A 25,334-nucleotide genomic window follows, 5' to 3' on the forward strand; every position below is an offset into this window, starting at 1 on the left:
AACTTCTTTTATTTTGATCAGTTTGCGAACCAAGCCTCAACCCTCTCCAGTGACCGCCATGACAACATTACCAGCCACTAGCCCGGCAAAAGGCACTGCTGCCATATAGGATGTCGCCTTAAAAAAGCCTCGCCTACTATAAGTTCTCGTCATCACGTTAACTCCTTTGTAAATGCTTCTTCAGTACGTGAGGCGACACTATACCAGCAAACAAGGCAGGGCTCGATTACAAAACAATGGCAATCTATACCTTAAACACCATGGGCTTGAGGGACGGCTAGCGTTGACTTAATAGATCCTTCAGACGCCCCAAACCCTTCTCTAATGCCGCCATCTCAGGACCATAACTAAACCGCACATAGCCTTTAAGACGCGAGGGAATATGACGCCGTCGCCGCCCAGGGTTCACATCAAAAAACTCCCCTGGAACACAGATCACCTTCTCCTTCAGCAACTGCTCAAAGAGGTCCATACCGTCAGTAAACCCTTTAAGATTCTCCAGGGAAGCAAAACAATAGAAACTACCGTTGCAGGAGCTAGGCATCACAAAGCCCATATCTTTAAGCTCACTCATCATGAAGCGACGCTTTTCAGAGAAATGTTTTTGAATGGCTGCCGCCTGACCATTCGCAACCTCTGGATCAAGAAGTGAAATGGCTGCCTGCTGAATCGGATGAGCCGCCCCCCCATCGAGAAAGGAGCCTGCAGAACTCACGCGATCAATCAGGTCTTCAGGTCCAATGGTCCATGAGAGCCTTAGCCCTGGGTAACGCCAATTCTTGGTAAGTCCATCGACAATGACCACAGGGTCCCGATTAACATCATCCACATAGCGAGCAGCGCTTACGTAGGGATGCTGGCTGTCGTATATATAGTGGGAGTAGAACTCATCGTAGATTTGGAAACTGGATGTTCGTCTAGCAATATCAACAAAGTCTCTAAGGTCATCCCCCAGAATCACTTCGCCCGTTGGATTGCAGGGATTCGATAGTAGAATCGCCCCTAGCCCACGGGCAACCACCTCCATTTCTAGTAGCTCTGGCGCCAGCTTGAATCCATCTTTGGCGTGAACCACAATGGGAATCGGAACAAACGCTTTAAAGGCTTCAAATAGCTCCTCGTAGGCGGTGTAGTCCGGCAAAAAATGACCCAAATTCACGTTCCCAAGGGCTGCCGCAATGCGGGTGAGACCAGCACGGCCACCAGCAGAAATTGCCACGTTGCGATAGGTATACTGGGATGAGCAGCCTTTGCGATACCGCTCGTTATAAAGCTTAGCCACTTGGGTACGAAGCTCGCGATTGCCCGCCACAGGACTATATTCGCTATTCTCAATATTGACCATGATCGATTCCAAACGAGGAATCGCCGCACCGATATCACCTGTCTCGGGGGCCCCCTGGCCGAGATTGACCCAATCTGGATCTTGGTAAGAAAAGCCCAGTTCTTCGGCCCGTGACATCACGTAGATGACACCAGTTTTCGGCACCGATCGAAAACTTTTTGCAATCTGACTCATACAAATTCACCCTCTCTTGATTCCCTACCTCAATTCTATCATTCCCTAAGGTGTTGGAATGAAATACCGAAAAGACTTCGACACTAAATGTTTTATGCAATGCCCACAAGACGGACTTTATGGAAAATTTCAAAAAAGCCCTAAAAGTTGCCATTACGGAGGAAGTTGAGGGGATTCGCTTTGATGCCAATCAGCCCCCTGTCCTCATTCAATTCGCCAACGAGAAGCCCCTACCCGAGCTTGGGGTTTTGGAAGACTCCGTGGTTGACGAAATTGTACGGTCATTGATTCCAGACTCATCAAGTCAACCGGGGGAGCCCACTAAGGGGGAGCTCTCGATTGTCAACTTCGGTGAGCTCAAGCTGATTGGTTGCACAGGAGAGCAGCCGGTCCTGTATGTGTTTATTCCCCCCCAAGGCAATCAGCTCTACGTACAAACCTGGAATCAGCTCACCGAAGAACCACAAGAGACCCCTGAGCCTCCCTCGCTATCCGAAGGCGTGGATGTTAGCGGTATGTTTTCCATCTCATCCATCCACGATGAAGAGCCTAGCACTGGTGAAGACTCTCAAAATGAAATCTCTGCCGAACATTCTATCCCTAGCTTGAGTCATGAAATGGCTTCGGACCCAAGCCCTGAAGAGTCCTTCGAATCATCCGCTACCACTCAGCATCGGGATAACCCCTTCCAAGGGGTGGCCTTATCCTCAGCCCCAGATGACGAATCGGAGGACCAAAACACCGCTCAAAGCGACCTAGCTTCCCTAGGTTTTAGCCAAGACGCGGTCTCCGATCTGCCTGACCATACCCACACCAACACATCAGCATCACCGCGGAAAACCGTATTCAGCGAGCAGCCGCCACCCATGGCAGGCTTAGGCCAAACCACTATGGTTCCTCCAGAGGAATCACCTCTTCCCACGGTTGCCCAAACTTACCAGCCGGAACCGAGCCCTGAGTCAGCAAGGCTATCGTCGATGCCCTCTGCCCATGAGCCAAACACCGAAGAGTCTAGTGCCACCATCCACTTCGGTGCAACGTTACCTGACGAAATGATCGACCCGAACCAACGAAACCCAATCGATGAAATCTTAAGAGTCATGGTTTCACAAAATGCCAGCGACATGCACCTGACTCAGAATGAACCCATATGCTTCCGGGTGGACGGCGAGATTCTGAGAATCAATCAAGATCCGATCGATACTGCGACTATGGAAAGCCTTCTCCTGCCGATCATGCCTCCTAAAAATCGCCGGGAGTTTGCAGCCATTAGCGACACGGATTTTGCTTATGCCGTGCCAGGATTAGCTCGCTTTAGGGTTAATATCTTTAGAGACTTACAAGGTGTTGGAGCGGTTCTTCGCCAAATACCAGATACCGTTCTCACCGCCGATCAATTGGGTCTTCCTGAGTCGATTCGAAAGCTATGCTACCTATCCAAAGGTCTGGTTGTGGTAACCGGACCCACTGGAAGTGGTAAATCGACGACCCTGGCAGCCATGATTGATCTCATTAACGAGACCCGAAAAGAGCACATCCTAACCATCGAAGATCCCGTAGAGTTTGTCCATAAGCAGAAGCAGTGCCTGGTTAACCAACGAGAGGTTCACAAACATACGGAAAGCTTTTCAAGAGCCCTTCGTGCTGCCCTACGGGAAGATCCCGATATTATTCTCATTGGCGAGATGAGGGATTTAGAAACCGTTGCCATTGCCATCGAAACCGCCGAGACGGGCCACCTAGTCTTTGGTACCCTTCATACTAATACAGCGATATCGACAGTGGATCGACTGGTTGATCAGTTCCCCGCAGACCAACAGGAACAGATCCGTGTGATGCTCGCTGAATCCCTAAAGGGTGTGGTTGCCCAAACCCTCGTCAAGAAAATCGGGGGTGGTCGCTGTGCGGCCCAGGAGATATTGATTGTCGATCGAGCTGTCAGCTCACTTATACGCGAAGGTAATACTCATATGATGCAGAATCATATGCAGACCCAAAAGTCGAAGGGGAACATACTCCTCAACGAAGCCCTACTCAAACTTGTCTTGGAAGGCAAGGTGAGTGCTCAGGACGCGTGGATGAAAGCAGTGGACAAGGATGCATTTGCCAATCTTGCCCAAAGTAAGGGTGTGAGCCTCGAAAAAGCATCGTAAAATTAGGTAGGATGTAGCAATACGATTCCCCGCTGTAGCAATTTTCTACATTGCTAGCCCTGTTCAAAGCCCCAAAAGCGCCTCGACCCGCCCAAATCTAATGGCACACATTATGCTTTTCCCTAGGTCAGGAGTTTGGACATTTCTTAAGGAGATAGAACAATGTCTAAAGCAGCATCAAAAAAGAAAAACGAAGTAATCGAAGCGAAGCCTGCAACTGCAAAGAAGAAGGCCAGCAAGCCCAAAGCAAAGAAGAAAAAGAAAGCAAACTAGCGACAACTTGGGAGTCACGTGACTCCCTTTGTCCCAAGAACGAAAGGTAGATCATGAAGCAACAAGCAATCAATGCGTCCCTACTTACACTTGGATTACTCATGAGTGGATTTAGCTGCAAAACAGCCAACTCAGATTATCCCAAAGAAGCCGTAGGAGAGGCAGATGCACTAGAGGCAGAAGCCATCGAAATGGACTCAATTGATAGCGATAGCCTAGGCGGAACTGATATGATGGATACACCTGACCCCAACCAAGGCTCTGACGACAGCGATGATTCCGTAGACCCAGTCGACCCGGGAGACAGCGATGACTACAACGATCCTACAGACAGCGACGTTGACCCAGAGTACTAAGCAATATGATCGGGGGGCATCTACAAGCCCCTTCGATTTAGTGCACAGACTTCTGGATCATCGCCCGAGCATCATGAGCATGGAGGCTTTCATGATGGATCGTTTCCACGGTAACCCTCCTTGCATAAGATACCGATTGCATCGCCTTATAGATGTTACGAACCGCGTCCTCTACAAACATCAGATTTGCAGCATTTAGCCTTGCAAACTCTTGCTCATCTTCTCTCTTAACCGCTGTCTGTACAGGTGTTTGTAACTTATCTTCCAAGTGACGGACCAGATGAACTAAATCAAGCCCATAGATATTATCGAGTGAGAACGATACCTTAGCCGTTGAGCGTTGGCTATGGGGGACTCCACAGATGGAGCTTTCTTTACCCAACCAAGCAAGCATTTCACCCGCCGATACTGTATTCTCGCCCCCAAAGTCTTGGCGAAATTTATCTTGAATCAATTGCCTAGAGAGGCTCGCAGAGCATGGGCAGGTGCTCGAATATTGCAGCTCTAGACTCACTTGATGATGAAAACCTTGACCGTCTTTTTTAGATTCGATCACAACGGGATATAGACGCCAGCCACTATGAGTCGAGATAAGCGCTGGGCGCTTTATCGGAAGCTTAAAAGCCAGTCTTAGGTAAGCACTGTCGCTTATGTCTTGGTGTGATGCTAGGAAATCCTCCAAGAGTTGTTCCACCAGATTCATGCTGAAAGGCTCACTCTCCATTCTCTGGGTGAGACGCAGGTAGAGGCGAGACATGTGGATGCCTTTGGACTGGGGATTAATCATATTCACGCTAACAGCAGCTTCAGCGAATTGGGTTTGATGACCCAATTCATTGAGATCGAGGTTGATCGGAACCGCAATTTTGGTCATTCCCGATTGATCAATCCCTATGGACCAGGGGCTGGAAGAATCGGCTGCCACATCTGACAATTTGTCTGTGGCCAGAGCTTTCTCACTATCTAGCATGGTTTATTTACCTTTTCATTCTAGGCCCACCGGCCGTAATCTTTTTCAGAGTTTTTAGCTGCCATCATATTGGAATAATGAGCCCCAAGCAGGGCAAGGCTACCCAGACAATTGAGGAGGGTTTCATACCAAGCTCCGTGGAATTGATACGCAAGACCCAACAAAGCCAAACCAAGAAGGGACATAAGCTTAATCATGACAGAGCCGTAAGGCATCAGAAATCGAACCGAATAAAGACTCACAATCACTAGCAATGCAACATGCACGGACTCTTGATCAAACCAAGGCCCAAGGGATGGAATCAACGGAAGTAGGAAGGGGGCTCCTAGGCAGTGGAGCAGGCAGGCTAGCGATAAGCCCATGCCCATCATATCTTTCATAATAGTCTCCTATGGCACACCGTAGGAGACTATTAGCAAATGCAAATATTTGCAACTATATCTTGGTAGCGCTTCTATCTAAGGCTTGCGATAACCCCAAAGATCTCCGCTATCAGCCATTATGGCTTCAAAAATACTGTTGAATGATGCTCCCGTAGCACCAAACGTTGATCCAGGATAATCGCTGCTCCAGTTCCAAGTAGAGGCAAAAATATCAAAATGGATCATGGGCCCATCCACGAACTCTTTCAAAAAGTGTCCGGCAATGTTGGAACCACCACCGATATTGGCGCTGGCGGGTAGACGCCCCATATTGGTGAGATCGGAGACCTTGCCTTTATTTGCCCACTTGAACGGCAAAAAAGAATCCCAAAAGGTGAAGTTTTCGCCAAATCTGTGAGCCTGCTCGCGAAGACTCAACTCGAACTGATGATTGGCAAAGTGAACCGGCGTAAAGTAGCCACTAAACTGCCGCAGTGCAGCTGTTGTGAGGGTCGCTGCAGTCAAGGTCAGACAAGGTTTGAGCTGCTCCTCGCCATACGCCAAGGCATCAGCTAGGATCAAACGACCTTCTGCATCGGTGTGGTCTACAACAACGCTGTGCCCTTTATAACTTTTATAAATCGCCCCCGGCTTCATAGAGCGTTCCGCCACCAGATTCTCACAGGCGGGAATCACCAATGCTAATGGCTTATCGTAGCCAGCTTTCACCAGAGCCATAAACAAGTTGCTCATGAGTGCGGCCCCACCCATGTCGTTTTTCATAGCATTGACAAAGCCTTCATAAGGCTTCACGTTGATGCCTCCGGTATCAAACGTTATCCCCTTACCAACAAGCATCAACGGCCGGTCGCCTGGCTTGATATTCGAGCCAACCATATAAAGTCGTGAAGGAGAAAGCTCACTGGCTTGCCCCACCGCGAGCAGTAGATTCATTCCAAGTTCTTTGAGGCGCTCCCGATCGAACTCTTGGAAGTCACACTGATGACTTTTTGCAAAGGATTGCAAACGTCGACCGATTTCCAAAGATGTCATCACATCCGGCTCTTCGTTGATCCATTGACGATAGCCTTTCTGGTATTGAAGCCGTGGCTGAGCAAAGGCATCGCACTGCCTTAAGTCACCAAGATTTTTCACCATGGCGCGCACGGACGAGAGCTTAAGTTCGTTATAACTATGATCACAGTAGGAGAAAAAGGTATCCTCGGCCATCGCTAGCTGCCACGGTTCAATCTCATCCCCTGCTAAGTAGATTGCTAGTTTCTGAATCGACTCAAATTGAGTTTTTAACTTTTTTACCAACTGCCCAAGCAACCATCGCTTTTCTAAGCTTGGCGTGTCGAAGGCTGTCCAACGAACAACGACAAAGGGTTTGTGCTGACTTTTGGAAAAGCCAACAAAGGTCTTAAGGTATTCGATCTCTCTGGAAAGGCTGGGGATCGCTTCTTGCTCTAGGGAAATGATCCAGTTTTCCTGCTCGCTTTGCTCACGTGTGATTACCAGTAGTAATTCATCATTTTGATGAGAATCTGGAAAACCCTCTCCCACCGATTCCCAATTTAAACTCGCCATCAATCACCCCTCAGATGCAGGTTGAATTTTTTGTCCAATAGTCTAAGCACGTTCTGATCCCCAAGTAAAAATGAAACTGCACCAAGAGCTGTTTCAGGGTCATTCGTAAACAAAATATCTTGTTCACTGGCAACTTGTTCCTTAATCTCATTTGCCAGTGTCTTCACCGAGTCATAGCCCGCTTGCTTGACCTCTGATAGGGTTATCGTGAGCCAAAGGTGAGGGCGTTGCAAACGGAGATTTTTTTCTAGGGCAGTTGCAACATGAGCCATGGTCATCCGGCCATTGATTTCACCGAGTATTTTACAATACAGTTGCCCATCATGAGGCCAACGAAACACAAAAAAATCGACTCCTGCTGGTCCCTTGTAACCTTTCTCTCGAACATAAGTCTGGAGCTTTTTCCCAGCTTTTAAGATCTGATCAAGACGGGCTTGCCCGGTGTGATCGTGCCCCAAAACATAGGGACGAAGACTAGGCGCGATCTTCTGCGCTAAGGGGCCGAGCTTATGGCCTCGGTACCGCCCCTTATCATCAGTGAGGAAAAACGTGGCCTGAACATCAGAATCACTATGGTTCCAAATTAACGACCCATCTAGCACTCGATCAAGCCATGGCTCGACAATGACTTTGCCATGCAAACTGAGCTGCTTGGCAATCCAACCTCTTTGGGAGTCACTGCCAGACTCTCTAAGAAATATGCGACACTGACCAGCCCCGGAAAAGCCGAAAGGCGACTTAACTACCCCATGAAGCCCTGAGTCGTGAAGCCCTTGAATCATATTCCAGACACTTTGGCTATCAAAGGCAATCTTTCCATCGCATACCTGAGGACCCATAAGAGAATCCCAGTCTGGATTCTGGCGTAAGCCGTGGCGCAGATCAGGGCAGTGAGTCTTTTCAAATAAGCTCTTAATAGACATGTTAAACTCAGGGCCTTTTTGAAAGCGAAACGACTTCGCTTCGATAGCAGCTTCCAATTCCTTAGCTCGGGGAGTCCAACCCCAAGGCTGCAAAGCCGAGAAACTTCGATAAGCGCAAAGGTCCCTTAGCTCTGCCTTACTTCCCTGCCAAGGAATAAACTCTACGAGCTTGCCAATCCGATCTTTTAGGTAGCGCTGATAAGACAAGCTCGGTGGATTCTGACAAAGCAAAGCGTCGCCGTTGCTTGCTACGAACATTGGCAAAAGCTCAAAGTCTGCCATCAAACGCTTCACCCCAGCACTCGGCGAATACCCTGGTTTACCATGGGCATTTTCCAGCTCACAGTCTGCGTTGTACCAATAAAGCTTAGGACATCGCCCTTTAGGGTTTTCAAAAACTTCCATTGCGTCTACATACTCTCCGCTAAAACCTGCCCGTAGCCTACCATCACGATCGAAGCCGATGCCTTTGGCCCGCGCGATCGTTAGGGGTTGCCTGCCAAACATAGCAAGACGGTGAGACGACCACTGGCTCCGTTCATGGGATCGCCAACGATCAAACCACGTGACTCCATATTTCACATGTCCAATCTCGTCCTGATAAACCTTGTCAAGCAAGGTAGAGGTCTCATGATCGCCAATTCTATTCATGAGCCTAATATAGTGGCGACTATAATCCAAATTAGCTTGCTCAAAAGTCATACTCATGCCTGTAACATAATCCATGGGCGAAGCCATGTCTTTGAGCGAGTTCCAAAAGAAGTCGTTCACAGCAATCTCGCCGAGCTCCATACCCAAAGACTCCATTCGCTTCTGGTAAAGGATCATATGGTCTTGCTCTTCGAAAATGGTCTCGGCAATGCCCCGCCGAAAGGCCTTGGGAGCGTCTGGAAATTTTAATAAGGCTAAGGCCATGAGTTCCATGGCAAGCAGCTCATGATTGGCGAAAAAGTGAAGGATGGCCGCTCGGTTTTCGCCCTGGTCAAGCTGGTGATCTTTAGGAAACGGGCGCCGGGTTTTCAAACCCGGCATCAGTATCAGGGGTCGGCCTGGGAATTGCGGGCGATCGATGGAGTTCCAAGGCTGATCATCAGTTAAAACTTCTGGGCGAAGTAGTTTATCTTTGAGACTTGTTCCAAAAAGAATAGCCTCGGCGAACTCTCGAATCTCCATAACCTGCTTTCTACGGCATTACGAAGCCAACCCGCTCGTAAACTCGTTTGATTGTCTGCTCAGCTCGCTCGCGAGCCTTTTCAGCACCATTGCGAAGAATGCGCTCTAGTTCAGTGCGATCCGAAAGAAGCTCTTGGGTGCGTGCCCTGATCGGGTCAAGCTCAGCATTGACGATTTCAGCCGTATCGACTTTAAGGTGGCCATACATTTTACCTTCGTAGGACTGCACCAGCTCCTCGGTACTCTTGCCAGTTATCGCTGACTGGATATCAAGCAAGTTGCAGATTCCCGGCTTCCCGTCCCGATCATAGGTAATTTCCGAGCCTGAATCAGTCATGGCCCGTTTTAACTTTTTCTCAACCTGCTTGGCGGAGTCTGCCAAGAAGATGGTCCCCGCCTCAGATTCGGCACTCTTCGACATTTTAGATGTCGGGTTTTGTAAATCCATAATCTTTGCCCCCGCTTTGGGAATGTAGACTTCCGGCACCACAAAGGTATCATCCCCATAGAGTCCATTCATTCTTTGCCCAAGATCACGGGTTAATTCCACGTGCTGCTTTTGGTCTTGCCCCACGGGCACCAAATGAGTGTCATAAAGCAGAATATCTGCTGCCATAAGCAACGGATACGTGTAGAGGCCGACTGGAATGTTTGCTCCCGCCCGGGTGGACTTGTCCTTAAACTGAGTCATCCGGTTGAGCTCACCCATATAGCCATAGCAATTCAAAACCCAGGCCAGCTGAGTGTGTTGGCCAACGTGGGATTGCGCAAACAGAAAACTTTTTTCGGGATCGATACCAGAAGCGATGTAGGTGGCAATAGCAAACCATGTGTTTTCACGGAGTTTTTCTGGTTCCTGACGAACAGTGATAGCATGTTGGTCAACAACCATAAAAAAGCAGGTGTACTCATTCTGCAACTTGACCCAGTTCTTGATGGCCCCGAGATAATTTCCAAGTGTCAGATTAGCAGTGGGTTGGATTCCAGAAAGTATGTTTTTTTTAGTCATAGTCACATCCTTAAGTCACATAGACGCTATAGCCCTACGGCAATAGGGTGTTTTACCTCGATTGATCAGATTTCTCTACTGTTGAACGGCAGTCAATGTACCAAGAGTGGTTGTTTGAAGGGCATAGAGCTGCCTCCCGGATAGGAGGCAGCGAGTCTTATGACTTTTTCGGAAAGTTGAATCTTAGCTTCTTGTCTTCAATGGTGACTTTCACAAGGCCACCTTTTTCAAGGCTGCCGAATAGCAACTCATCAGCCAGAGGTTTCTTCACTTCCTCCTGCACCAGACGCTTGATTGGTCTGGCACCGTAAGCCTCTTCATAGCCATTCCTTGCGATCCATTCCACGGCCTCTTCATCAAACTCCAGGCTCACTTTCTTTTCGGCTAGCTTCAAGTTGATCTCGCCGATAAACTTGCGAGCGACCATCTTGACAACTTCGAACGGTAGCGGCCCGAAGGTGATAATGCCGTTCAAACGATTGCGGAATTCTGGTGAAAAGCTGTCTTTCACCGCTTTAGACACCTGCTTACCATCCAGCTTTGCCTTGGTTCCCTGATCGAATCCAATGGACTGGGATGTCAGCTCCTTGGCCCCCGCATTGGTAGTCATGATGATGATTACGTTGCGGAAGTCGGATTTACGACCGTTATTATCAGTCAAAGTGCCATGATCCATCACTTGCAGCAAAATATTCTGCATCTCGGGGTGAGCCTTTTCAATCTCATCCAAGAGCAAGACCGCATGAGGCGTTTTGTTTACAGCCTCGGTCAATAGGCCACCCTGATCGAAACCAACGTAGCCCGGAGGTGCACCGATCAAGCGAGACACGGAATGCCGTTCCATGTACTCACTCATGTCAAAACGAATCAACTCAATCCCCATCACATTGGCTAGCTGCTTGGCCACCTCTGTCTTACCAACCCCTGTTGGGCCGCTAAAGAGAAAGCTACCGATAGGCTGATTCTCTTCGCCTAACCCAGAGCGAGACATCTTGATGGCCGTTGCCAATGAGTCAATCGCATCATCTTGGCCAAAGACTTTCGACTTAAGTTTGTCGCCTAAGTTTTTCAGAGAGTCACGGTCAGACTGAGTGACCTTCTGGACAGGAATTCTTGCCATTTTCGAAACAATATTTTGAACCATGTCCACAGAGATGGTTTTGCGCTTGTCGCGGTTGGCATCAGTTTTCTTAAGGGCCACAGAAGCAGCGACCTCGTCAATCACATCGATGGCCTTATCCGGCAACTTGCGATCGGTAATATAGCGAGCCGAGAGATCAACAGCGGCCTTGATCGCACCAGAGGAGTACTTCACATGGTGGAAGTCTTCGTAGCGACTCTTCAGCCCTTGCAAAATCTTGATAGCATCCATTCGCGTCGGTTCGTTGATATCGAGTTTTTGAAAACGCCTTGTAAGAGCGTGATCGCCCTCAAAATGACTTCGGAACTCCTTAAACGTCGTCGAACCCATGCACCTCAATTCACCGGATGCTAAGGCTGGCTTTAGAATGTTAGAGGCATCCAGTGCTCCTCCCCCAACAGCACCAGCACCAATGATCGTGTGGATCTCATCGATGAAGAGCAAATGCTTGTCATATTTCTGTAGTTCACGAACAACATTTTTTAAACGTTGTTCGAAGTCACCCCTAAACTTAGACCCGGCAACAAGGGACCCCATGTCGAGAGCGAAAACTTGTGTACCCTTGAGTGCATCCGGTACTTCGTCGTTGACGATACGAACCGCAAGGCCCTCTGCTAGTGCCGTTTTACCAACACCAGCATCACCCACGCAAAGTGGGTTATTCTTCCGGCGCCTGCAAAGGATCTGCATGATTCGCTCAAGCTCTTCGTCACGACCAATCAAAGGATCGATCTTACCTTCACGAGCCTTCTCGCATAGATCTACCGCATACTTCTCCAGGGCTGAACCGCGACCGGGAGCTTCGCCGTCTGCTGATGGATCGTCTTCCCCTTCGCTACTCCCTGGGAGATACGTAGACTCCTCACCGCCCTCTTTCGTGATGCCGTGAGAGATGTACTGGATCACGTCCAAGCGGGTGATCTTTTCCTTCTCCAGGTAGAATACGGCAAAAGAGTCTTTTTCAGAAAAGATCGCAACCAGAACGTTGGATCCCTGAATCTTTTCCTTGCCGCTAGATTGAACATGCTGCGCTGCTCTTTGGATCACCCGTTGAAAACCAATCGTGGGCTGTGGCAGCTGGCCTTGTTTAAGAGCATTACCATCAATATGCTCTTCGAAAAATTTTTCTAAATCGTCACGAACCCGCTCAATGCTACCACCACAGGCTTCAATCGCTTCCCTGGCTGTAGCATTGTGTAATAAAGCGTATAGGATGTGTTCTACCGTAATAAATTGGTGTCCACGCCTCGTCGCCTCACTAACGGCCAAATTCAAACTGACTTCAAGGTCTTGGCTAAGCACTTGTACCTCCTAGGCCCTTTCCAGGACACACTGCAATGGATGTCCGCTTTGTCTTGCTTCTTCGGTCACTAAAGTGACCTTGGTTTCGGCGATCTCGTATGTGTAAATACCACAAATTGCTCGCCCTTCGTTATGGACCTTCAGCATAATGTCTGTTGCCGCTGCATGATCCTTGTTAAAGTGTCTTTCCAAGATGCTGACAACAAACTCCATCGGAGTGTAGTCGTCATTTAATAAAATCACACTATACAGGGGTGGTTTCTTTGCTCTAACGACTTCTTTGACCACGACTCCTGTATCATTTTCAGTTTCGTCATGGGATCTTGGGACGATCTGTTTGTCCGTCATATTCCACCAACCTCTTAATTACAGCTGAAACTCTCATTGCTTAACAAACGCTCGCTCTTTACTATATCGTCGAAACAGCAGTTCCGTCGACACTTACCCACAAGTTTGAGCATAAATCCGATTTCGAGCCTGTCAAGGTGGGTCAATAATGATATTAGGGAATGGATGGGTTGGTGTACGGGACTTATGCTACTAAAATCACTTTAAGTTTGCTTTTCTACTGTCTCTAATCGATGCGGATCACAACCCGGCGGTTGCTAGCCCTGGCCCGGCGCAGCGCCTCGCCCTTTCGGCCGCTGATTGCCACCTTGGGCTTGGTATCAGCATAGGCAACCACCCGCATTCGTGACCTTTGCACACCTTTACCCGCGAAATGATTGAGCAAAGAGATCCCTCGCGCGGCACTCAAATCCCAGTTTGAAGCGTATTTTCGATGGCCTATCAACGGTGTGTCATCTGTGTGACCTTCAATGGTGATCTTATACTTTTCGGGCGACTTCGAGATAATTTTCATGACCTTAGACGCCTCCCGCTGGAGGCTACGAGATGGCTTTGCTGATCCCGGACGGAAAACTAAACGATCTTTAAGCTCGATGGCCAATCCATCTGCATCAAGCTTTACCTGAGCGGACTTTTCTAGCTTTCGCTTTTTAATCTCTTTCTTAATTTTCTGTGCCAGCTCTTTTAATCCATCCTCTTTTTTGGTTTGGTACTTCGGGGTCTGCACCATCCCATTTACAACATTATCGAACTTTTGTTTGTTGGGTTTAGAGAAGGAAATAAGTAAGGCAAAAAAGCACATAAGGATAAAGCTAAGATCAGCAAAGGTCATCATCCAAAGAGCTTCGCTTTTCTTAGTTTTCGCTTTTTTAATGCCTTCTAATTCTCCCAAGGATCAGCGACTCCTAGCTTTCTTTTGGCCTTGTGGCTGGTTGCGGTTGGAGTAGGTACTCATAATGTCTTTCATGTGAACGCTAGATTTCTTAGCTTTAAGGCTCGTCACACCTTCGAGCACCATCAGGTCGATCTCCAAGCTCTTTTCAGCCTCCAGTGAGATCTTTTCGGAGCAAGGAGCATAAACCACTGTACCGAGCAGCAAACCATAGAGGGTGGTGATCATTGCCAGTGCCATGCCACCACCGATCTGACTAGGGTCTTTAAGATTAATCATCATCGCGATCAGGCCCAGGATGGTACCAATCATGCCGACACCGGGGCTGACCTTTGACATATTCTCAAAAAGATTCGATGCGAGGCTCATACGCATCTGCTTGGAATTAATTTTATTCTGTAAATTATGTCGAATTTCTTCCTGTGTGAAGTCGTTGACAATCAGAGAAAGTCCGTCACGTAGTAGATCATAACCGACCTGATTGCGAACTTTCACCAGAGACCCGATTCCTTCAGATCGCACCATTTGAGACGATCGTGTCAGAACATTGATGACTTCAGTCTCTTTGCGACTGGTCGTAAATAGAGCCTTAAATAGGGTTACAAAACCTACATAGAAGTCTTTTAAGGAGTGAGAAAGAAGCATAATACTGGGTGGCATGATTCCCAAAAGAATCATAGAAGGCTTATCAAAATACCCTTGGAAGCCAGATGATGGGTTGGTGAAAACAAAGTAAAGACTCAAGCTGATGCCTGCGATCGCCAATAGCGGGGACATAGCAACCTCACAAAGTTTAGTGTGCCACCTATCATTTTAAAACCCAGCCAAGCGGAATACAGTAGGCAGATTTTTACCGTCGAGACATTACCGTGCCAGCGAAGTCGGCCTTAAGTTGCGAATAGAGATTCACCAACTAGAAATCCACAGATGTGAAAACAGCAGTTGGAAATATTTCAACACCTAGATTGACCGACCCATAATATGGTGTTAAAAGGAGGAAAAGGGAAGATTGAGTAAATAGCAGTTAGCACGTGACGCCACCAGATTTTGGCATAGTGGGGTTACGAATTGTTACTATCTGGTGTTTGCACCTGTATAGGGAGGCGTGTCTCGCTCATGAAAAGAGAAACATCTATCAAGTATCCCCATTCGGCTAGTCTTTTTCAGTTTTGTCGCAAAGTGCTAGACCAAAAATTTGGTGGAATACGGGTTATAGACCAGGACGTGGGTCAGATTCTTGGGTTTGACCCTGCTGACTGCAGCCACTGGAAGAAGGGGAAGAAGAATATCCGCTCTATCCAAGCCATGAAGTCGATAGCCAAGCACCTTGGTGTCGATGAAAAACTAGTGGTTGATGTTGCCTCAGGTGAGATGGCGGATTGGGAAGCATTTCAAGAGTACAGCGGCTATGGACACTTTGAAATAGACCCCAAGTTATTCGATACCGCAAAAAAAGAATTTTATCGCAAGCACGCTAACACCTGGACCCGCGAAAAAGAGCAGGAATTCAAAAACCAGTTTACCATCGATGAAGATCGCATAGATCAGGTCATAACAAGGATTCACGAGACCATCCAATTTAAGGAAGCCCCCCTTTACCTTCCTGAGATCGTCTCCCACTTTCCAAGTCTCACGATGAAACCCTTTGAAGCCACTGAAGAAGAAACAGAACTAGCTAAGATTCGCCTCACCAACCTCGGGGATCAAACCGTGATTGAATACCCCATGGATGTAAAGATGCGACCATTCATCCGCTTTAGCATCGCAAAGGCCATGGGTCAGTTCTTCTTCGACAAAGAAGGCATTACCGTTACCAATGATTTTGGAGATCATGGTAGGGAAATTTCCGAAGTTCAGTACAACCTTTTTGCTGCAAAGCTGTTGACGCCAGCCTACCTGATTAAGCAAGAGATGAATAATATCGATATTCAGAAGGATATTGTTAGCCAGCTGTCTGAGATTTTTTGGGTATCTAAGACGTTTATGAATAGTCGCTTGAAGGATATTTTGCAGGGTGGGCGGCGGATTTAGGAAAGATCCCCGCGGCAACGGGGGTAGTGCATTTAGGCCTAAGTGCATGTATTGGAGTGAAGGCTACTTGTCACAAATAACTCCTACTTGACAACCATTTGGTGAGGGGTTCATTCGTTTCTCATCTGCATTTAGCTTCTTAATACCATCAATATCGTCTTGGGTTAGTGTAGATTGATTGCACATAATCGAATCTGGTTGTCCCTCCTTACATGTCCAAACATCCTCGATATATGTGTCCGCCAATCCAAGTACATGACCGATCTCATGGAGAACTGTTCTGTATGTGGAGTTACTATAAAGAACAACTGAATCGAAATTTCTGACAAAGGCTCGCCCTGAACCTGGACGCAACTCTACTGAAAAATCCTTGATCGATCTTGTACAGCTTTTTTGTGTGTATATCGGATCTTCATGTCCAATATGTTTCAACCATTCAGTCAAAGCACGATCGATTTGTCCTTTAACCCGAGCCCTAGCTGCTTGATCTCCTCCCAACCAACATACATCGATAGTATCTGAAGTATCGATGAGCCCATCTGGGTAAGTTATGAAGGACTTGATACTTGAGCTTACTCTGCTCCTGGACATCTTGACCACATGAAACTAGGATTGAACAAAACGCCAGTACCTGAAAGCCTGCTGTAAAACTTCATCGGGAAGTACCTCATGGAAAAAATCACAATATAGATCTACCAATCATGGTCAGTTTGCACTGCTGATATTGCAGCTGCCCTAACAGCGTCCATTTTACATACTCCATAATAACTACTAATGATTAGTCTCAAGCAGTAAGTCTCTGATCTTAAAAATTTCTATGGAAAATCTCAGTCAATTTATTACTTCTTAAGATAACTATAAAAACACAATGCAGTTTTTTAATTTGATTGGGCGGCCAATGAGTGGTAATACCTACATTATGACCTGTATAGACAAGAGGAGCGTATACATGACAAACAGTAGCAAATTATACAGCCTTTCGGTTTTGCTTACGGCACTGGCAATCCCAGTTCCCAGTGCATTAGCCCAAGACGGTGAGAAAGTTGAAAGAGTCAAAGTCACAGGCTCCCGCATCAAAAGAACTTCCGTGGAATCCTCCAACCCTAAAATAACAATTAGTAGAGACGATCTTGAAAAAGAGGGTATTACCAGTGTAGGCGACCTACTAAGAGGCCGAACATTCTCTACATCAGGAAGCTTTTCAGGATCTAGCGGCTATATCCGCTCAGGGTCTCAGACAGCCAACCTTTATGGCCTAGGACCAGGTAGAACGCTTGTATTGCTTGATGGCAACCGCCTCCCTAAAGTTCAATATACCGGGGGTACAAACCTAGAAAACATACCTGTTTCGATCATTGAAAGGGTCGAAATCATCGCTGGAGCTAAATCCTCCATTTACGGCTCGGATGCTGTGGCAGGGGTTGTAAATATCATCACGAGGAAGGATGTTGAAGGCAGCTCTGTAAAGCTATACCAATCAAAGCCTGAAGAAAAAGGCGGAGATGAATCTACGTTATCCCTAACAAACGGAACCAGTTTTGGTAATGTGAACATGTTCACAACCTTGAACTACAACAAACAATCCAAAGTACTTAGCCGCGATCGCGATCTCTCGTATGGCAATGGTGACTATGCCTACAGCCGATACTTCCATCCAGAAGGAACGTATTCATATCGAAAAGTTGATGAGAGTGGAAACCCGATTGAGGGAGAGTTATGGCAAGCCAGCGCCAACTGCCCCGAAGGCAATGCGAAGCCCCTCGCTGTTAGACCTAGTCTAGGCACATTTTGCCAAGGTGCATTGAAAGAGCGCGATGACTCGGAGTTATTCCCAGAGCAGTGGGGATGGTCTGCAACTAATAATATCGCATGGGAGATTACTCCAACTACTCTTTTCCGCAGTTTTTTGATTTACGATTATAAGAATACAGACAGTAACTACGGAAACTATTTTTCAGGATATAACTACCAGACAGGTCGACGCCAAATTCTTAGAAACACAGCTGCAAGTGAATATATTGATGGCTTGGATGGAAATGGCGCTGAGGTTTATGTTGTAGATCCGGCTGCCCCACTAAGAACTAATGAAAACATCGACAAGACATATGGTGGAAACGCGAGTATTGAAACCGACATCGGTGATTTCTGGACCCTAGAGACAGGCATATCCAGCTACAAGTCAACAAACCGACGTAACTTCAATAACGTCATTAATAAGAACGAATACGAGAACCTTTTTCACCCATCCGATTTCAACCCAGAATATACTCCAATTGATCCGAACAGAAACTCAGCTTTGCTAAACAATACAGTTAGTGACTTGGTAACTAAAGAGTCTCTAACCACTGCAAACTTTCACGCAACGATTTCTGGCGAGACGCCTTTTGAATTGCCCGGCGGTCCTTTAGCAGTTGCTGCTGGATTTAATCGAAGAATGGAGAAATACAAGCAAACTCCTGACGCACTCGATGTTGAGAATTTTACCTCATATAAGCAGCCTGTCTATACTGGATCTGCCTCAGTCAGTGGTGAAGGCCAACGCCAAGCTGGTTCAATTTTCGCCGAAGCGATTGCACCTGTTTATCAAGGAATTGAGCTTGATGCTTCATTGCGCTTCGATAGCTTCTCTGACTTCGATTCTGCATTCACGTATGGCTTCGGCACCAAGATACAAGCTACCTCATTTCTAAATGTTGTAGCGTCTTATGGAACAAGCTACCGAGCCCCAGAATTATCAGACATTCACCAGGAAGGCGGAGGAGGCTACACGTATATCAAAGACACAAATTACTGTGAAGCTAACCCCGATAACTGTACATCTGGACAAGAGTACCAAGTTTACTACAGCAATGCCGGCAATAAAGACTTAAAACCAGAAGAAGGGAAAAGTTACAACATAGGCTTGATCTTGGAGCCTAGTAGTAAGTTTTTTGCAAGAGCGGACTATATTTCCTACAACATCAAAAATCTTTTCAACACAAGGGCTTTACAAGATGTCATTGATGATGCCAATGACAATAAAGATACAGGCCCGAACAGCGTACTTTTCGAAGGTGAAGGTACAGAGCGTAAGGTCGCAAGAGCCGTTCTTTCAACAGAAAACCTCGGTGAGAGAAATCTTGAACTTATGCAACTTAAAGGTGGCTATTTCGATCGATTCGGTGACTTAGGCCTTTCATTAAACACGGAATACACCCAGAACATGGTTGTCAACGAAACTAAGGCCAATGGAACCAAAGTAGATCTAAAAGGGCGATATTTTGGCGACAATGCGAGCTATAGCTTCCCTCTATGGAAGTGGAACAATACTTTAACACTTGAATACGACCAACTAGCTTGGAGCCTCCTCGCGAAAACTGTTTCAAAGATAAAGCCAGATCCAGAAGTTGTTGAAGGTGCTCAGGATGGTGAGTACAACGACCAATATGATCAGTTTACCCAATACGATACTTCGATTTCGTGGAAGCATAACTACAACGGTGACGTAACATTTGGAATTAACAACGTTCTAAACGAAATTGGCGGAAAGCATAGGGCTCAGAATACAAGTGGCGCTGAAAGCTCTAGGTCTTTCCTATACGGCAGCTCCATTTATGGCCGTACGTTTTATGCTAGCTTAACACAAAGATTCTAAGAACTGTTCTATTCAAACGATTGAGGTAGCCCGGGGCTTATGCCTTCCGGGCTTTCTTTTTTTAGATCGACTCACCTTCCGGCAAAGAAATCCACTGCTCAGAACTCAGCTCTCGCAGCTTCACTTTGCGCTTCCTAAGAAGCTTGGAAGGATCAGAAACCTCACGCTTGCGGCAACGCTCAATTTTATAAACTTTCGAGTAGTAGGAAACATACTGGCCATTGATCCCAGCGCAAGCCTCTTGTAGAGGAATCACATCAGACTCCGCTTCCAAGACCTCCTGCTCGCGAAATTCGCGGTCCAAAACTGAAGGGATCTCTGCTCCAGACTGGAGTTTCGCAAACTCCTGCTCACTTAGTTCATACACTTTTTTCGAGCGACGTTTCTTTGAGTGATCCACATAAGTTTCCCAGTCAGGAAAAAGCCTCTTCTTGCAAGCCTCCACAAAATACATATCACCGCCCACTGAAAGTAGGTAGCGACCATTGAGCTGCGTGCAGGAGCGATTGGATTCCGCCGCCTCGAAAGGCTCCCCAGGTGGAATCATGGCCACAGTTTCACTTTCCACCTCACGAACATCGACCCGCCGCTTCATGAGTGATTTCACTTGAGAGCTATCCAGCTCTCGCCTTTTACAATCTTCTATTTTATAGACCTTACCGTAATAGCCAATGAAGCGATTGCGGTACTTGCGACACTCGGCTTTTATCTGCTCAGGGGTAAAACTAAGCTTTTTCGGTGGGGCCCACCCAGGTTCACCACCTTTGGGTTTCTGAGGACTTGACTCTTGCCCCATAGCCATTGAGGAGCAAAATAGGAGTGAACAGATTTTTGTGATTGTCCTCATGTAGATTTCCTTTTACACAGTTCTCATCGGGCCAGCAGACCCATTATGGTAGCAGATCAACATGATCTCAATCTAAGATTGAGTATTTCACTCAGGCTCCTCGACACAGCAAGGAGAAGGGTTGAGAAAATGCCAAAGGGACTGCTCTGGACCAGCTGTTTAGATTCTGGACACACGCCTAAAAGAGCGTCAAAAACTTTGTCATTTTATCACATAAGATACTGTTTTTATTGCATTGGAGCGACGTCACGGCTTTTGCACCTCAACCACTAGCTGTTGCTGCTGTTGCCCTTATGTTGTTGCTGTTTCTGGAGAGTTATTATGGAAAAACTGAGTAAGTTTTTAGAATTTGGCTGCATTGATCATCGTCTTTATTGGCGTATACCTGACCGCCAGGCCCGAGAACTTTATGAAGTTCAATGGCGAAAAGATCACCCTACCCCTTGGCGTTACCGCCGTCTTGGCGATATATTTTGGAAGCTTTGTAAAGGTGAGCAGATTGCTGAAGCCCTAGAGAAAGAAGGCGTCGACGTCCTGGCCCTAGAGACCAAGGTCCGCTATTCGGTTCTTCAACAAGTCGCTTTTGCCGACAAGATTGTTGACGATGCTCGTAAGCAATTTGGCAAAGAAACTGTTGACCAAGCGATCGAAGAGAACCAACAATTCATGGCTCAGCTAGAAGCTGCAGTGATGAGACTTACGACTCAAGGTCAAAAAAACCAAAACCCTAAGCGACCTCGCCTTCAGCTCATCAAGAACTAGTACTTCTCTAATAGCTAGCTTCTTGGTAATCTGGAACTATGAGTCGTGATAGCGGTGAAGGGGTCCTCCTAATGGACTCCTTACATGTTCAAAACCTACTCGCACTTCCTCCAGCCTGGTCTCAATACAAAGGTGATCGGCAATCTGCGGTTCTGTGCCTGATTGTACGCGACCTTTCGGATAAGAAATCCTTAAAATTAATTCTCACAAAGCGAAGCACGAAGGTCCGCAGCCATCGAGGACAAATAGGCTTTCCTGGCGGACATAGAGAAGACGAAGACAATACTCCAGTGGACACAGCACTCCGCGAGGCTCATGAAGAAATCGGTCTGCCTCCGGAAGTCGTTCAGGTGATGGGTAGCCTACCCGCTGTGACTTCTCTTAAAGGTAAGGCTGTCATCCCTATCGTTGGGCTCGCCGAAATCGACCCTCGGGAACTGATTCCTTGTGAGATGGAGGTCGGTAGTATCATTCATGCTCCGATCCACCACTTTCTTCAAAGCGAAGTAACCGACCTGAACTTTAAGATGTTTGGTATCAATCGTCACAGCTACATCTACCGCTATGAGAGCCACTCGATTTGGGGCTTAACAGCCCGAATGATTCAGAGTGCTGGGTTTTATTTAGGGTCTAGTTGATCGATGCCGCCTATCCACCACAACTGAACATAGCAATCCATAGCTCCGCTATATTCTTTCCCCGATAACTTACCTATTGAGGCCCCAATCTAACTGCGACTATATTCTAAGTGAGTGCTCAACCAAGCATTTAATTCTTGCAATACCTCAATAAAACGAACAGGTAATTTCAAATCACTAGCGACTTTTCCTAAACGCCTTAAATTAAAGTTCCATGTGTCGAAAAAGCTGTATTGAGCGATGTGGCTGAAACAGAGTATTCTTTGCTAGAGGGCAGATTCAAAAAAGAGCCCAGATATTAGACTTTAGAATCGACTGATTGGAAATTTATCCATCCAGTTGACCAGCCATTTAAGGTAGGTGTTCCCATGCCGGAGACTGTCTGCAGCATGAGAAGAACGAAACATACAAAGCAACTAGAGCCTAGTTTTCAACTCTTGCCCCAAATCCTCAAACCCAGGCTTCCCCATCAGACCGAATAGATTCTTCTTATAGGCCTCGACTCCAGGCTGATCGAAGGGATTGACATCAAGCATCAAGCAGCTCACCGCACATGCCGTTTCAAAAAAGGCAAACAATGCACCGATCGTTTTTTCACTTAGTGATGGCGCTTGAATTTCTACACAAGGAACCTGACCATCAAAGTGAGCTATTTTGGTGGCTACCATCGCCCCGTAATTGATATCGTTGATGCGCTTACCTTCTAGATAACCAATCTGATCGACGTTGGATTCACTTACGGGAACCTTCAATTGCTGCTCCACAGCTCCCCTATGGGATGTGCTGGCATCATCGAAGTGAATGAAGGTTTCGAAAAGATTACGAACCCCTTCTTGAACATACTGCCCTAAAGAGTGAAGATCGGTTGTATAGGCTAGGCCTGCAGGGAAAAGCCCCTTACCATCCTTGCCTTCGGACTCGCCAAACAACTGCTTCCACCATTCAACAACGTAAAATAATTTTGGGTTGATGTAAGATAGAATTTCGATTCTTTTATCCGACTCATAAGCCACGTTCCGAGCCGCGGCGTAGCGTAGCACTGGATGGTTATTGAGATCACCACTCTTGAGTTCATTGAAAACCTGATGGGCACCCTCCATCAAAGCTTCCACATCGATTTTCGCGAGTGCAAGGGGTACGATACCAACAGGAGAGAGAACTGAATAGCGACCACCAATGTCGTCTGGAACCACAAAACTTTTATATCCCAAATCTTGAGACACCTGTCGGAGAGCCCCTTTATCCTTATCTGTGGTTGCGATAATCCGCTTGGAAGCCTCATCCTTTCCAAAACGGTCTTCCATATACTTACGAACCACTCGGAAGGCCACTGAAGGTTCCGTAGTTGTTCCTGATTTACTGATGACGTTAACAATAGGCTGTCGCTCGTCTAGAAGATCAAGAACTTCAATCATCGCTGTTTCTGAAAGATGATGCCCTAAAAAACTGATCAAAGGCTTATCACTGTTCACCAATCCTTGGTAACTGTGCTGCATGGCAGATGATACAGCTCTCGTGCCCAGGTACGATCCACCGATTCCAATCACAAGAACGAGATCATAGGCCACATCGAGAGAATTAATATAGGCCTGCACATCTTTAACCAGATTAAACCCGTAGATCTGGGGATAATCCCACCATCCGGTATACTCAGATCCGACACAAGATTTCTCTTGAATGCTGTGAAGTTTTTCGACAGCAACACTCATCTTGGCATCAACTTTTTCGCGAAGCTCTGTTCCTAAGAACTTCTCGTCTAACTTAATCAGTGACATAGTCTGGCTCCATGCTCTTTTCTTCTGAAGACTCATCGTCTTCTAGCTCAACAATATACTTTCTAAGTTTTGCCATCGTCGCGCGGGTCGACTGCACATAAAAAACCATTTTTCCGGTTTCATCATAATCCGTCTTTAGGATGAGACAATTGTTATAAACCTTCGATAGAGCAGTCTGCTCTGAAATATCTATTGCGACTGAATAACTCACAAGGTTCTTGCGAAAAAACCCGTAGATGTGATCGCGAAGCTGATTCACTTCCTCAGGAGAGTTTGCCGAAAGTGTCTGGCTTCCTGGGTAAGCAGCCTTCAGAACCCTTGGTAAGATTGGATCATCTAAAAGATCAGACTTATTAAAAACCATGAGCTGGGGAACGTCGCCAGCACCAATTTCTTCAAGGACCTGTCTGGTGATACGAATGTGATCTTCGTAGGAGTGGTAACTAACATCAACCACATGTAGCAATAGATCCGCTTCTCGAACCTCGTCGAGAGTGGATTTAAAGGATTCCACAAGGCTATGAGGAAGATTACGAATGAACCCTACGGTGTCGGATAATAAAATCTTCGGTCTTGTTCTGGGATCGATAGCCTTGATATTGGTATCGAGGGTTGCGAACAACTCGTTTTTGCCAGCCACAGTAGCTCGGGTAAGCGACTTCATTAAAGTCGTCTTGCCTGAATTCGTATACCCCACAATCGCCACTTTAAGCTCTTGAGAGCGGGCTTTGCGTTGGGTTTGCTTTTCCTTGCGAATTTGATCGAGCTGTTTTTGCAGCTTAGCAATCCGCTCACGGGCACGACGACGGTCGATTTCGATCTGCTTCTCACCCATACCACGAGATCGCACACCACCACCTGCCTGCCTTTGAAAGTGAGTCCACGCTCCGGTCAAACGAGGCAGCAAATATTCCAACCTTGCAATTTCAACTTGGGTCTTGGCTTGATTCGTACGGGCGTGCTTCGAAAAGATCTCAAGAATCACCCCAGTTCTATCCATGACACTTTTACACGTCATCTCTTCAAGGTTTCTCACTTGTGGAGGGGACAAGGCTCGATCGAAAACCACCCAATCAGCGTTGTAAGACTCGGCTAGTTCTTTTATTTCGTCGACTTTACCAGTCCCCAATAGCGTCTTGGCCGTCAGCCTATGCCTTTTTTGCACAATACGACCATGGACGCGAACACCTAAAGTGTCGAGCAGCGACTCTAACTCGTCGAGATCTTCTTTCAATTTTTCAAAAGATTCACCACTCAGCAGAATTCCAACTAGAATGGCTCCGGCGGGCTCTGATTGACTTGATACCACTTCTTGAATCGTTGATTCCTCCATCAATGTTCAACACTTCTACACTACTCGGAATTGGCTCTAAAAACGACTCTGAATTTTACCAGCATGCCATTTATTCCTACCTGGATCGGCAGACTTCGAGCTTCTATTGAGTACCTAAGTTGAACACTTCTTACCAAGAGGTAGATTTTTAATGATTGTCGCAGAGATTTGCCAAGATTTTATAGAGCGACCTATGGATTTCGATCCATGATTTAAAAGTGAATCGTTTTCTGCAATGAAAGATTACGAGATATAAAAGCACAGATTGAGTATAACGCTTTCCACGAAAGAATTTCTCGTTAT

20 protein-coding genes are annotated in these 25,334 nt (G+C 46.8%); 6 read left to right on the forward strand and 14 right to left on the reverse strand.

Annotation, left to right across the window (positions count from 1 at the left end):
- Positions 1 to 277 precede the first annotated feature (277 nt).
- Positions 278 to 1,519 (reverse strand): pyridoxal phosphate-dependent aminotransferase, encoded by a 1,242-nt coding sequence (locus B9N89_RS14200; protein WP_132320692.1) that lies wholly within the window; start codon positions 1,517 to 1,519, stop codon positions 278 to 280.
- A gap of 119 nt (positions 1,520 to 1,638) precedes the next feature.
- Between B9N89_RS14200 and B9N89_RS32280 the strand changes: the two genes are divergently transcribed.
- Both B9N89_RS32280 and B9N89_RS14210 read left to right on the forward strand, forming a co-directional pair.
- The gene (locus B9N89_RS32280; protein ID WP_279433275.1) at positions 1,639 to 3,672 is read left to right on the forward strand and encodes a type IV pilus twitching motility protein PilT; all 2,034 of its coding nucleotides are present in this window, start codon (positions 1,639 to 1,641) and stop codon (positions 3,670 to 3,672) included.
- 326 nt (positions 3,673 to 3,998) lie between these two features.
- Positions 3,999 to 4,301, forward strand: coding sequence for a hypothetical protein (locus tag B9N89_RS14210; RefSeq protein WP_132320694.1), 303 nt, complete (start codon positions 3,999 to 4,001; stop codon positions 4,299 to 4,301).
- 37 nt (positions 4,302 to 4,338) lie between these two features.
- Here the strand turns inward: B9N89_RS14210 and folE2 are convergent, their stop codons facing one another.
- The 9 genes from folE2 to B9N89_RS14255 all read right to left on the reverse strand — a co-directional run bounded on the left by folE2 (position 4,339) and on the right by B9N89_RS14255 (position 14,788).
- Positions 4,339 to 5,271 (reverse strand): GTP cyclohydrolase FolE2, encoded by a 933-nt coding sequence (gene folE2, locus B9N89_RS14215; RefSeq protein ID WP_132320696.1) that lies wholly within the window; start codon positions 5,269 to 5,271, stop codon positions 4,339 to 4,341.
- A 20-nt stretch (positions 5,272 to 5,291) separates the two neighbouring features.
- Positions 5,292 to 5,651 (reverse strand): MerC domain-containing protein, encoded by a 360-nt coding sequence (locus B9N89_RS14220; RefSeq protein WP_132320698.1) that lies wholly within the window; start codon positions 5,649 to 5,651, stop codon positions 5,292 to 5,294.
- A gap of 78 nt (positions 5,652 to 5,729) precedes the next feature.
- The gene (locus B9N89_RS14225) at positions 5,730 to 7,223 is read right to left on the reverse strand and encodes a M17 family metallopeptidase (protein ID WP_132320700.1); all 1,494 of its coding nucleotides are present in this window, start codon (positions 7,221 to 7,223) and stop codon (positions 5,730 to 5,732) included.
- Positions 7,223 to 9,319, reverse strand: coding sequence for a DUF455 family protein (locus B9N89_RS14230; RefSeq protein ID WP_132320702.1), 2,097 nt, complete (start codon positions 9,317 to 9,319; stop codon positions 7,223 to 7,225). The genes B9N89_RS14225 and B9N89_RS14230 overlap by 1 nt, the downstream gene beginning before the upstream one ends.
- A 10-nt stretch (positions 9,320 to 9,329) precedes the next feature.
- The gene (gene trpS / locus B9N89_RS14235; protein WP_132320704.1) at positions 9,330 to 10,328 is read right to left on the reverse strand and encodes a tryptophan--tRNA ligase; all 999 of its coding nucleotides are present in this window, start codon (positions 10,326 to 10,328) and stop codon (positions 9,330 to 9,332) included.
- Between the two features lie 157 nt (positions 10,329 to 10,485).
- Positions 10,486 to 12,771 carry an ATP-dependent Clp protease ATP-binding subunit ClpA gene (gene clpA / locus B9N89_RS14240; protein ID WP_132320706.1) on the reverse strand — a complete coding sequence of 762 codons (2,286 nt, stop codon included), beginning with the start codon at positions 12,769 to 12,771 and terminating at the stop codon, positions 10,486 to 10,488.
- Positions 12,772 to 12,780: 9 nt separating this feature from the next.
- Complete coding sequence (clpS, locus tag B9N89_RS14245; protein WP_132320708.1) at positions 12,781 to 13,119, reverse strand: ATP-dependent Clp protease adapter ClpS; 339 nt, start codon at positions 13,117 to 13,119, stop codon at positions 12,781 to 12,783.
- 226 nt (positions 13,120 to 13,345) lie between these two features.
- On the reverse strand, positions 13,346 to 14,011 hold the full coding sequence (locus B9N89_RS14250) for an OmpA/MotB family protein (RefSeq protein ID WP_132320710.1): 666 nt from the start codon (positions 14,009 to 14,011) through the stop codon (positions 13,346 to 13,348).
- A gap of 3 nt (positions 14,012 to 14,014) precedes the next feature.
- The gene (locus tag B9N89_RS14255; protein ID WP_132320712.1) at positions 14,015 to 14,788 is read right to left on the reverse strand and encodes a motility protein A; all 774 of its coding nucleotides are present in this window, start codon (positions 14,786 to 14,788) and stop codon (positions 14,015 to 14,017) included.
- A 339-nt stretch (positions 14,789 to 15,127) separates the two neighbouring features.
- On the opposite strand from B9N89_RS14255, the gene B9N89_RS14260 reads away from it, so the two are divergent.
- Positions 15,128 to 16,042 (forward strand): ImmA/IrrE family metallo-endopeptidase, encoded by a 915-nt coding sequence (locus B9N89_RS14260; RefSeq protein ID WP_132320714.1) that lies wholly within the window; start codon positions 15,128 to 15,130, stop codon positions 16,040 to 16,042.
- A gap of 63 nt (positions 16,043 to 16,105) precedes the next feature.
- Here the strand turns inward: B9N89_RS14260 and B9N89_RS14265 are convergent, their stop codons facing one another.
- Entirely contained in the window at positions 16,106 to 16,633 is a 528-nt protein-coding gene (locus B9N89_RS14265) for a zinc metalloprotease (RefSeq protein WP_132320716.1), read from the reverse strand.
- Positions 16,634 to 16,991: 358 nt separating this feature from the next.
- Here B9N89_RS14265 and B9N89_RS14270 point away from each other — a divergent pair, with 358 nt between their 5' ends.
- Positions 16,992 to 19,676, forward strand: a complete 2,685-nt coding sequence (locus B9N89_RS14270; protein ID WP_159455369.1) for a TonB-dependent receptor domain-containing protein — start codon at positions 16,992 to 16,994, stop codon at positions 19,674 to 19,676.
- A gap of 61 nt (positions 19,677 to 19,737) precedes the next feature.
- On the opposite strand, the gene B9N89_RS14275 is transcribed toward B9N89_RS14270, so the two are convergent.
- Positions 19,738 to 20,523 (reverse strand): hypothetical protein, encoded by a 786-nt coding sequence (locus tag B9N89_RS14275; RefSeq protein WP_132320720.1) that lies wholly within the window; start codon positions 20,521 to 20,523, stop codon positions 19,738 to 19,740.
- Between the two features lie 321 nt (positions 20,524 to 20,844).
- Between B9N89_RS14275 and B9N89_RS14280 the strand changes: the two genes are divergently transcribed.
- Together B9N89_RS14280 and B9N89_RS14285 are read left to right on the forward strand one after the other, a co-directional pair.
- Complete coding sequence (locus B9N89_RS14280; protein WP_132320722.1) at positions 20,845 to 21,285, forward strand: hypothetical protein; 441 nt, start codon at positions 20,845 to 20,847, stop codon at positions 21,283 to 21,285.
- A 38-nt stretch (positions 21,286 to 21,323) separates the two neighbouring features.
- The gene (locus B9N89_RS14285; protein ID WP_132320724.1) at positions 21,324 to 21,923 is read left to right on the forward strand and encodes an NUDIX hydrolase; all 600 of its coding nucleotides are present in this window, start codon (positions 21,324 to 21,326) and stop codon (positions 21,921 to 21,923) included.
- Between the two features lie 416 nt (positions 21,924 to 22,339).
- Here the strand turns inward: B9N89_RS14285 and B9N89_RS14290 are convergent, their stop codons facing one another.
- Positions 22,340 to 23,698: a glucose-6-phosphate isomerase gene (locus B9N89_RS14290; protein WP_159455371.1), complete on the reverse strand. Its 1,359-nt coding sequence runs from the start codon at positions 23,696 to 23,698 to the stop codon at positions 22,340 to 22,342.
- Positions 23,685 to 25,031: a GTPase HflX gene (hflX, locus tag B9N89_RS14295; protein WP_132320728.1), complete on the reverse strand. Its 1,347-nt coding sequence runs from the start codon at positions 25,029 to 25,031 to the stop codon at positions 23,685 to 23,687. The genes B9N89_RS14290 and hflX overlap by 14 nt, the downstream gene beginning before the upstream one ends.
- Positions 25,032 to 25,334 lie beyond the last annotated feature (303 nt).

Origin of the sequence: Pseudobacteriovorax antillogorgiicola (assembly GCF_900177345.1) — a bacterium.
In the GTDB taxonomy this organism is placed as follows: Bacteria; Bdellovibrionota_B; Oligoflexia; order Oligoflexales; family Oligoflexaceae; genus Pseudobacteriovorax; species Pseudobacteriovorax antillogorgiicola.